Annotated in this window: 6 protein-coding genes; 1 reads left to right on the forward strand and 5 read right to left on the reverse strand. The window is 71.7% G+C overall.

What is annotated here, in order from left to right; translation table 11 throughout:
- Positions 1 to 20: 20 nt before the first annotated feature.
- Genes GUI43_RS28935 through GUI43_RS28950 form a run of 4 tightly spaced genes read right to left on the reverse strand, consistent with a single transcriptional unit; the run spans position 21 to position 5,646 of the window.
- Entirely contained in the window at positions 21 to 461 is a 441-nt protein-coding gene (locus tag GUI43_RS28935) for a hypothetical protein (RefSeq protein ID WP_112700216.1), read from the reverse strand.
- Positions 458 to 4,879 (reverse strand): toxin glutamine deamidase domain-containing protein, encoded by a 4,422-nt coding sequence (locus tag GUI43_RS28940; protein ID WP_112700217.1) that lies wholly within the window; start codon positions 4,877 to 4,879, stop codon positions 458 to 460. Before GUI43_RS28940 ends, GUI43_RS28935 begins: the two co-directional genes overlap by 4 nt.
- Positions 4,880 to 4,894: 15 nt before the next feature.
- A complete protein-coding gene (locus GUI43_RS28945; protein WP_112582405.1) occupies positions 4,895 to 5,227 on the reverse strand; it encodes a hypothetical protein in 333 nt (110 codons plus the stop codon).
- Positions 5,224 to 5,646 (reverse strand): YbaB/EbfC family nucleoid-associated protein, encoded by a 423-nt coding sequence (locus GUI43_RS28950; RefSeq protein WP_112582406.1) that lies wholly within the window; start codon positions 5,644 to 5,646, stop codon positions 5,224 to 5,226. The genes GUI43_RS28945 and GUI43_RS28950 overlap by 4 nt, the downstream gene beginning before the upstream one ends.
- A gap of 78 nt (positions 5,647 to 5,724) precedes the next feature.
- Here GUI43_RS28950 and GUI43_RS28955 point away from each other — a divergent pair, with 78 nt between their 5' ends.
- Positions 5,725 to 6,966: an SUKH-3 domain-containing protein gene (locus GUI43_RS28955; protein WP_112700218.1), complete on the forward strand. Its 1,242-nt coding sequence runs from the start codon at positions 5,725 to 5,727 to the stop codon at positions 6,964 to 6,966.
- A gap of 18 nt (positions 6,967 to 6,984) precedes the next feature.
- Here GUI43_RS28955 and GUI43_RS28960 read toward each other — a convergent pair.
- Positions 6,985 to 8,310 (reverse strand): aldehyde dehydrogenase family protein (locus GUI43_RS28960; RefSeq protein ID WP_112700219.1); only part of this gene is annotated, 1,326 nt, incomplete at its 5' end.

Consider the following 8,310-nt stretch of genomic DNA (forward strand, 5'->3'; position numbering starts at 1 on the left):
TGTCCAGCTGCGGAGCATGCCTACTGCACTCTCGCTATGTCCGGGTCCGCGCCAGGATCACCGGCCGCCCGAAGCTGCTCCTCGAACATGACGAACGTCCGCTGCCGAATCCCACGAATGAGCGCCTGCTCCTTCGGCGTCTCGTGACGCGCTTCGGCGTCCGCCAGAAGCTCGATCGAACGCACCGTCTCGTAGAGCGCGAAGATTGGCCCCTCACCCTTGAGATAGTGAGCCCGAAACGCCTCCACCTCCTGCACGAAGTCCTCCGCGGTACGCCGGAAAATGTCACCTCCGACGCCTAGCGTTATCTCAACAAAGATGTCGTTCTTCTCGTGCCAACCCCCAGAGTCGATAGACAGCCGCCAGACCCTGGCACCGCCGTCGGGAGTCTCGACGATCTTCACCGGCGATTGGTAGTAGAGGTAGTAGGAGGGAAGCACCAGACCCGGCATCTCGGTCATTCAAACTTCTCCTCGAAAGTTGACTGTAATGCCGTCCAGAACAGCTGTTGCTCACGAAGGCGAATGCCATCCGTGATCGCTCGCTCTCGTGGCGTCAAGGCTCGGCCATCCTCCTCGGCAAGGGCCTCCACGTCACGTCGGACCTCATAAAGCACATGCTCCCAGACCGCTACGGCGTCAAGCGCAGCCAGGTGGAGACGGAATTCGGCTAGGTGACCGTTCCGCATCCGCAGCACAATTTGCACGTCCCGATAACCACTGCTCATTGGTGACACAAACCGATCTTCACAGCTCACGACGACGATGCCGGGGTACTCGTTGACCCGCTCAAGGGCGGCGTAGAGGTCGTCGAGGTTGCGGAACTCGACCTTCGCGGCGGCCAGGTCGAGCAGCTTGGACGCATCGCCCTGGTGTTTGGCCACCTTGTCCTCAGCTCGACGACGATCCTTGGGCTGAGGACGCCAGCCGGGCTCACCGACGCGGAGGTCACCGACATGGGCTAGGGACACTGCCAGCTGATTCAGATCGACCTGCGCCTCTATCGCCGCTGAGTAGAGACCGTCGAGGTAGCGCTTCCGGTAGCCAGCGTCGTCGCGTCGGGCCTCGTCGAACCCTGCCTGCGCCACCGGCCCTCGGCGCACCTGAATACTTGCGCTGATCGTCAACTGCTCGCCGGTGAGGGGTGTCGGCTCTGGTTCGGGCACTTGCCGGCGGTCCGAATCCTGCCGCGTCGCCTCCTGCTGGGCGACGTCGTCCAGCACCTCGGCGAGGACGTCGATGGCCTGTTGATGGCTGGCCAGGTGATGCAGGGTAAGCGGGCGGGCCGTCAGCGACTTCGCGAGTTCAGGCGTGGACTGGATCATCCGCGCCAGGGCCGGATGCTGCACCAACTGCCGCACCAGCCGCTCGGCCAGGTCCGGCTCGTGCGGGGGCGGCTCTCGCCGGGCGCTGTCGAGCATGTCCCGGACCCGGTCGTCGGCGAACAGTCGCACGAGGTCACGTGCCGACGCTTCGTCCAGGTCCGGCACCAGCCGACGAAGGGTGGGCGGGTCGACCGCCGTCGCGAACTCAACGGGAGTCACCCCTGCGGCGAAGATGTCGTCCACGCTGCTGGCCAACAGAACGGCACGGGAAGGACCGCCACCCGGTGTGGGCTGGTCGGGATCGGCGCTCGCTGGAACGTTGGCGTCGGCATCGGGGGCCGAGCCCGGGCCGTCGAGGAGCAGGTACATCCGGTTGATGTACGGGTCGCCGTGGCCGCCGTCGTCGTGCGTCGGCGGGTGATCCGGCAGGTCGGGACGTTCGCTGAACCGGCCCCGGGGTAGTCCGCCGAGCGGCATCGGTCGGCCGTCTCCGCTCAGCACCAACGCGTCGATGCCGACCACGTCGGGGTAGAGCGGCCGGTCCCGGACCACGCCGTTCTGGGGGTCCACGTAGAGCACAGTGCCGTTCTGGTTGAGCGCCACCCAGGCGTGCGAACCACCGTGCGCCCACTCGGTGACCAGGAACGAGTAGCTGCCGTGGCCGCCCAGCAACAGTTGGTCGTGCAGGTTGCGGTAGCCCCGGTCGGCGGCCTGCCGCGCCTGCGTGGAGTCCGTACGTTGACCGGACGCCGGGGCGAGGAGTTGCTGGAAGCGCCCGCCGGTCACGTCCTCCACCCGACCTGGGCCGCCTGCCTCGCCACGGATGGGGCGCCGGATGTCACCGTCGAGGTAGCCGTCGAAGGTTCGGGGCGCCGACACGCGGGGGCGCCCGTGCACCCACGTCTCGAACAGGGACAGCGTGCAGTCCAGGCAGTTGATGCCCCGGGTGGCGTCGGCCGCGGGACCGCCGTCGTTGAGCAGCCCGAACCAGCCGCCGTGGCGCGGGTCTGCGGTGCGGGTGACGGTGCCGTCTGGATCGCGGGGCATCTGTCGTTCGACGTCGACCTGGTGCAGGGCGAGCGGTGGCCGGAGCCCTCCGGGCTGCCCGTACGGCCGGGAGTCGTCGATCGGCGGCGGATCGTCGTCGCCGGTGAGCCTGGACGGGCCGGCAGTCTCCACCGCGCCGAGCGCGAGAGCACCCACGTCCCGGTTGGCGTGCTCGAATGTGGCGCTGATGTCCACGACCGGCGGGGCCGTGGTGCCGACCAGCACCGCGTCTGCCAGGTCACGCCATTCGGCGTACGCGCGAGCTTCCTCGTTCGCGACGCGCTGCCAGCCGTCGGCCCACTGCCGGTTGCCGGCCTGGTGCAGTTGTCGGGCGTAGGTGGCGTACTCGACGGCTCGGCGATCGTGCTCCACGGCACGGGTGCGTAGTCGGGCGGCCTCGGCCTGCCGGCGGTTGTTCTCGAACCCGATCCGCAGCGACTCGTAGTGGTCCTGGTAGCGCCGCCGCTCGGCGGCTTCCGCCGCTGCGGCCCACTGCGCCGCGTACGCGTCGTTGGTTTCGGGCTCACGCACCGACGGGGCACCGAACGCGGCCACGTCGACGGGGATCGACGCCCTTCCCCGGGCCGGATGATCGGGCGCTCGCACCGGTGCGGGCGTCTCCCGGGTCGGGACACGCGACGGCACGGCGAACCGACCCACCGCCGGTGGGGTGGAGGCGACCGGCAGCGGCCCGTTGGTGGTGGTCGAGACGCCGAAGGTGATCGGTGCCGACGGGCCGGGGGTGATCGTCGGTGTGGAGGGGCCGGTCGCCGGAGACCAGGCGGTCGGTCCGGAGGTGGTGGGGTGCGGCGAGCTGCCGGGGTGGGCCGGCGGCACACCGGTGGCAGCCGGCCCGCCGCCTGATTCGAGGGTGCCGGCCACCGGCACGGACGCCGACGAAAGCCTCGGATCAGCACCCACCGCTGACCGACTCGGATCAGCCACCGCCGAGGTGGCCGGATCGGCAGCCGAAGCCGACGCGACCGGATCGGCACCCAACTCCGACGCGACCGGGCCGGCACCCACGGCCGACGTGGCCGGCTCGGTGGTCACCGCCGAGAGCACGGGGTCGGCCGTGACCGGGTGCGGGACGGCCGCTCTGTCGCCGAACGACCCACGCTCCTCAGAGGCGCCTACCGAACGGTCCACCACGTCCACGTCGGACAGCACGCCAACCGGCATCGGTGACGACGTGTGCGCGTCGGGCGCGACCGGGGACGCCGGCCCCGCTCCCCGTGACTGGTCGGCAGCCTGTGACGTCGTCGCAGCCAACTGGTTCGACGGCGTGGTGGCAACACCCTCCGTCGCCTGCACCGGAATGCCGGCAGTCGTCACCAGACCACCCGAAGCCACACCACCGGCAGCCCCCGCAGAAGAAGCCCCCACCGCGGCCGAGGCCACCGTTGAGGGAGACGCTCCCACAGAGGCCGCATCCCCCGCGACAGGCAGCACAGTCGGGAGGGAGGGGCCCGTGAACGATGCTCCGGCGAGGGCGTTGGCCTGCGCGTCGAGCCGGGCGCGTAGCGCGTGGTCGGTCTGCCCGGTCGCCGAACCGGTGGCCCCGGACGCGGCGGCGCGCGCCACGTCCTCCATCGAGGTCAGGCCCTGACCGGTGGCCAGGCTCGCCGCGCTGTCGGCGAGCACCTCGCCGGTCATCTCCCGCCCCAGGTGCTCCCCGACTTTCGCCGCTCGCCCGGTCGCGTGCCGGCCCAGGCCGGCCAGCGGCGCCACCGCCCCGCCGGCCAGCCCGCCGACCGCCGAAGCACCGAGATCGGTCAGGTCCAGGCCGTGTGCCCGCCCGGTGGAGTTCTGGTACGCCTGGGTGGCCAGGGTGACCCCGGCCTCCTCGGTGGCCTCCTCCAGCCCTCCCCGGGCGGCCCGCTTGGCGAGCCCGCGCGCACCACCTTGGGCGACCTCCTTGGCGGCCCGCTCGCCGGCCTCCTTGAGCCCGTGCTTGAGGGACTTGCTGGCCAGTTGGCCCATCAGCCGCTTGAAGATCTGTTGAACCAGCAGCCGCGTCGCGGTGATGGCCGCACCGGCGGCCGGGGTTGCCGCACCGGCGGTCAACACCGCCGCCACCGCCACTGTGAGAAGTTCGATGACCAGGATGCCCAGCTCGATCCAGACTTCGAGCTTGGCGCCCTCGATGTCGCAACCGCACTCCTCGACCAGTCGGCCCAGGTCGGCCGTGACCGCGAGCAGCACGGGCAGCGGGGCGTCGGCGCCCTCGGCGATCCCCCGCCAGGCCGCCTCGAACGCCGCGTCGACAGCCCCGACACCGCCGTACCCGTTGTGCACCTCGACGGCGGCCGCGGCGGCGTCGGCGTGCGGCTCGGCGAGCACGGAGGCGACCGCGTACCACTGGTCGGCGACGTTCCAGACGGCCCGCTCGTTGCCCTCCGGCCATTGCACGCCGACCACCCAGTCGAGGGCCTCGTAGATCCAACCGGGCACGTCCCACGGCGCGTAGTCCAGGGGGTGCGGGATGGGGCTCGGCAGCACGCTCATCGGAATCGTCGGCCGTCAGCGCCGGTCGGCGGCCCGACCGACCCGGGCGGCGCTGGCACCGTCGGTCTGCACGCTCGCGTCGACCGCCTCGACCACGTCGCTGCCCAGTTCGGTGAGCCGGTGCCCGACGCCGGCCCAGGCCCGCAGCACTGTCTGCTCGAACCCGCGGTAGTTGCGCTCGAAGGCGGCGCCGATGTCGTCGCGACCCCAGGGCCGGGCACCGCTGGCGGCCTCGATCGCGCCCCCCTCCGCCGCACGACGGGCCGTCACCGCCTCGCCGGCGAGCGCCAGGTCGGCGCCGCCCCGGCGGGCCCGGGACGGATCAAGCCAGAGCTGCCCGTCGGTCACGGCTTCGCCTCACCTTTGCCGAGTACGGCGTCGGCCCGACCGAGCAGCGTGGAGTAATCACCGGTCTTGAGGAAGTCCGTCGCCCCGGAGCCGGCCGGCATGCTCTCGGCGACGAGGTCGCGAGTGGCGTCGGCGGCGGCGGTCGCGGCGGCCCGGATCGTTTCGGTGACCTTTCGGCCGAGCACGTCAGCGTCGCGGTCCCGGTAGATGGCCGGCGTCAGCTCGACCTCGATCAACTGGCCCTGCGCACCCACTGTCGCCGTCACCTGCCCGTCGGCCGACCGGCGGGTCACCCGCAGCGCGGCGAGTCGCGTCTGAAGGGTGTCCAAACCGGATCTGAGCTGCTGGTATTGCCCATAAACGTCGTCGAATCGGGCCCGTAGCTCGCGATTGACGCCCCGGTCCGCCTGTTCGTCCACCGCCGCCCTCCCGTCACCGTCGGTAGAGCGAAACAATACCGGCCGCCATCGATCCGTGTAGTCCGGTAGTTTCAATGTGTGATCGACCGTCAACAGGCCGAGCAGCTCGCGGCCACCTGGGCCCGCCGTGACTCGCAGCGTCTCGGCCACGAGTGCACCGCGATGGTCGACGAGTTCGACCTGGGGTGGGTCATCACGTCCGTCGTGCCCACCGAGGTGCGCACGGTGCCGGGTGACCTGCCGACGACAGTCATCGACAAGCAGACAGGCACGGTCACCACCTGGCCCCGGGTGCCGAGCACTGTGGTGGCGGAGCTGTACCGGCGTAGCCAGCCCGCGGGGCCGACAGCTCCCCGCACTCTCGACCCGTCGAGCCTGCTGGTCCGGGAAATCCATCGGGGTGCCACCCCGAACACCGCCGCGCACCTGACCATCGACGGACGGATCTGGACGGCCCAGGGCACGAAGGCCGACGTGCCACTCAACCATCACCCGCTGGTCCGCGACTATCTCGACCAGTTGCCGCCCGGCGAGCTGGTTCGCGGCGGGGAGGCGCACGCCGAGCTGATCGTGGTCTCCGACGTCCTGCACGAGTACGACCACCGCCGCGCCGCCGAAGGCATCGCGCCGATGGGGCGGGCCGAGGCAGCGGCGTTGCTGGAGGGCGCCCGCTTCGAGATCTTCCGAATCCGTGAGCCGGGCGATCCCGCTGGTGGGCCCGCCGAGCGGCCCTGCGACTCGTGCATCGCCTTCCTGGTACGGGCGAACGTCCTGCCGGAGTCGGCTCGCGCCTACACCGAGACCTGGAACGCGCCGGAGGCGCCCGACCCCGATCCTGGGCGGTTCCCGGCGGAGGTCGCGAACGCGCTGGTCGCGGCCGGTTGGCGGCCACACATCGGGGATCAGATCATGGCGGCCGCCGCCGTACGGGACGTCACGTCGGTGCCGGGGCGCAACCATCGGCACGAGGTCTTTCCTGCCGCCGTGGAGGCACTCACCGCGTTCCCCAGCCTGGTCGGTGCGCGGCGCGGCCGGGGCGAACAGGTGTGGATCTCCCGTTTCGACATCCGCCCGCACACCATCGCGCACACCGCCGACACCCTCGCGGACTTCGGCGCGGTGCTCGGCGTACGCCTCTTTCCGATCGGCACCGAGCAGCAGGACAGCATCCTGGCGGTGGACGAGCGTGGCCGGGTCTTCGCGCTCGACCAGGCCGGCGAGTGGTTCCTCGGCGACACCATCGACGCCGCGTTGACCACACTGCTGCTCGGCCGCGCGCCCGCCCGGGTCCGCGACGACGGCACCTGGCAGGCCGACTAGGGCGGCGGTGTTGCCGGCCTAGAGCGTGAGGCCGGTGAGCACCATGACCCGGGGCTCGGTGTAGTCGTCCATCGCGCTGCGCAGACCCTCCCGGCCGACGCCGCTGCCCTTCACCCCGCCGTAGGGCATCTGGTCGGCGCGGTACGACGGCACGTCGCCGACGATCACCCCGCCCACCTCCAGCGCGCGGGCGGCGGCGAAGGCCACGTCCAGGCGTCGGGTGAAGACGCCGGCCTGCAAGCCGTACGCCGAGTCGTTGACAGCTGTGAACGCGGCCTGGTCGTCGGCGACCGGGGCGACCACCAGCACCGGCCCGAACACCTCCTCGGCCACGACCTTGGCGTTCGCCGGCACGCCGGTGAGCACGGTCGGGGGGTAGGTCGCGCCGTCGCGGAGGCCGCCCACCTCGACGGTGCCGCCTGCGGCGACGGCCTCGGCCACCCACGTCTCGACCCGGCGGGCCGCGTCCTCGGACACCATCGGCCCGACGTCGGTCAGCTCGGACTCGGGGTCGCCGGTCCGCAGCCCCCGCACCGCCGCCACCAGCCGGGGCAGGAAGTCGGCGTACCGGGCGTGGTGCACGTACACCCGCTGGACGGCGATGCACGACTGGCCGGCCTGGTAGTTGGCGAACGTCGCGATGCGCTGTGCGGCGAAGTCCAGGTCCTCGTCGGTGGTCCAGTCCGCGCAGAGCACCACGGCGGCGTTGCCGCCCAACTCCAGCGTCACGTGCTTCTCCGGCGCGGCGCGGCGGATGGCCGCGCCGACCGGCCCGGAGCCGGTGAACGACACCACCGGTAGTCGGGGGTCGGTGACCAGTTCGGCGGCGCGGTCGTTGGGCAGCGGCAGCACCGAGAACATCCCGGCCGGGAGGTCGGTCTCGGCCAGCAGTTCGCCGAGCAGCAGCGCGGTCAGCGGCGTCGCTGGCGCGGGCTTGACGATGATGGGCGCGCCGACGGCGATGGCCGGGGCCACCTTGTGGGCGACAAGGTTGAGCGGAAAGTTGAACGGCGTGATGCCCAGCACCGGCCCGCGCGGCACCCTGCGGACCAGGGCGATCCGCCCGCCGGCGGCCGGGTCGGTGTCCAGTCGTTGCAACTCGCCGGAGAAGCGGCGGGCCTCCTCGGCGGCCCAACGGAAGGTCGACACCGCACGCCCGACCTCGGCGCGGGCCCACTTGAGCGGCTTGCCGTTCTCCGCGGTGATCAGGGCGGCGATCTCGCCCGCGCGCTCTGCGAGCCGCCGGGACACGTGGTCGAGGGCCGCCGCGCGGGCGTGCGCGGGCAGGGCCGCGGCCTGCGCGGCCACCCCGGCCGCCGCGGCGACGGCGGCGTCGACCTGGGC

This window comes from Micromonospora noduli, from assembly GCF_003264365.1.
Taxonomy (GTDB): Bacteria; Actinomycetota; Actinomycetes; order Mycobacteriales; family Micromonosporaceae; genus Micromonospora; species Micromonospora noduli.

Excerpts from the sequence above, each read along its gene's own strand:
- GUI43_RS28935 (WP_112700216.1), bottom strand. The coding sequence starts at position 461 with ATGACCGAGATGCCGGGTCTGGTGCTTCCCTCCTACTACCTCTACTAC.
- GUI43_RS28940 (WP_112700217.1), bottom strand. The coding sequence starts at position 4,879 with ATGAGCGTGCTGCCGAGCCCCATCCCGCACCCCCTGGACTACGCGCCG.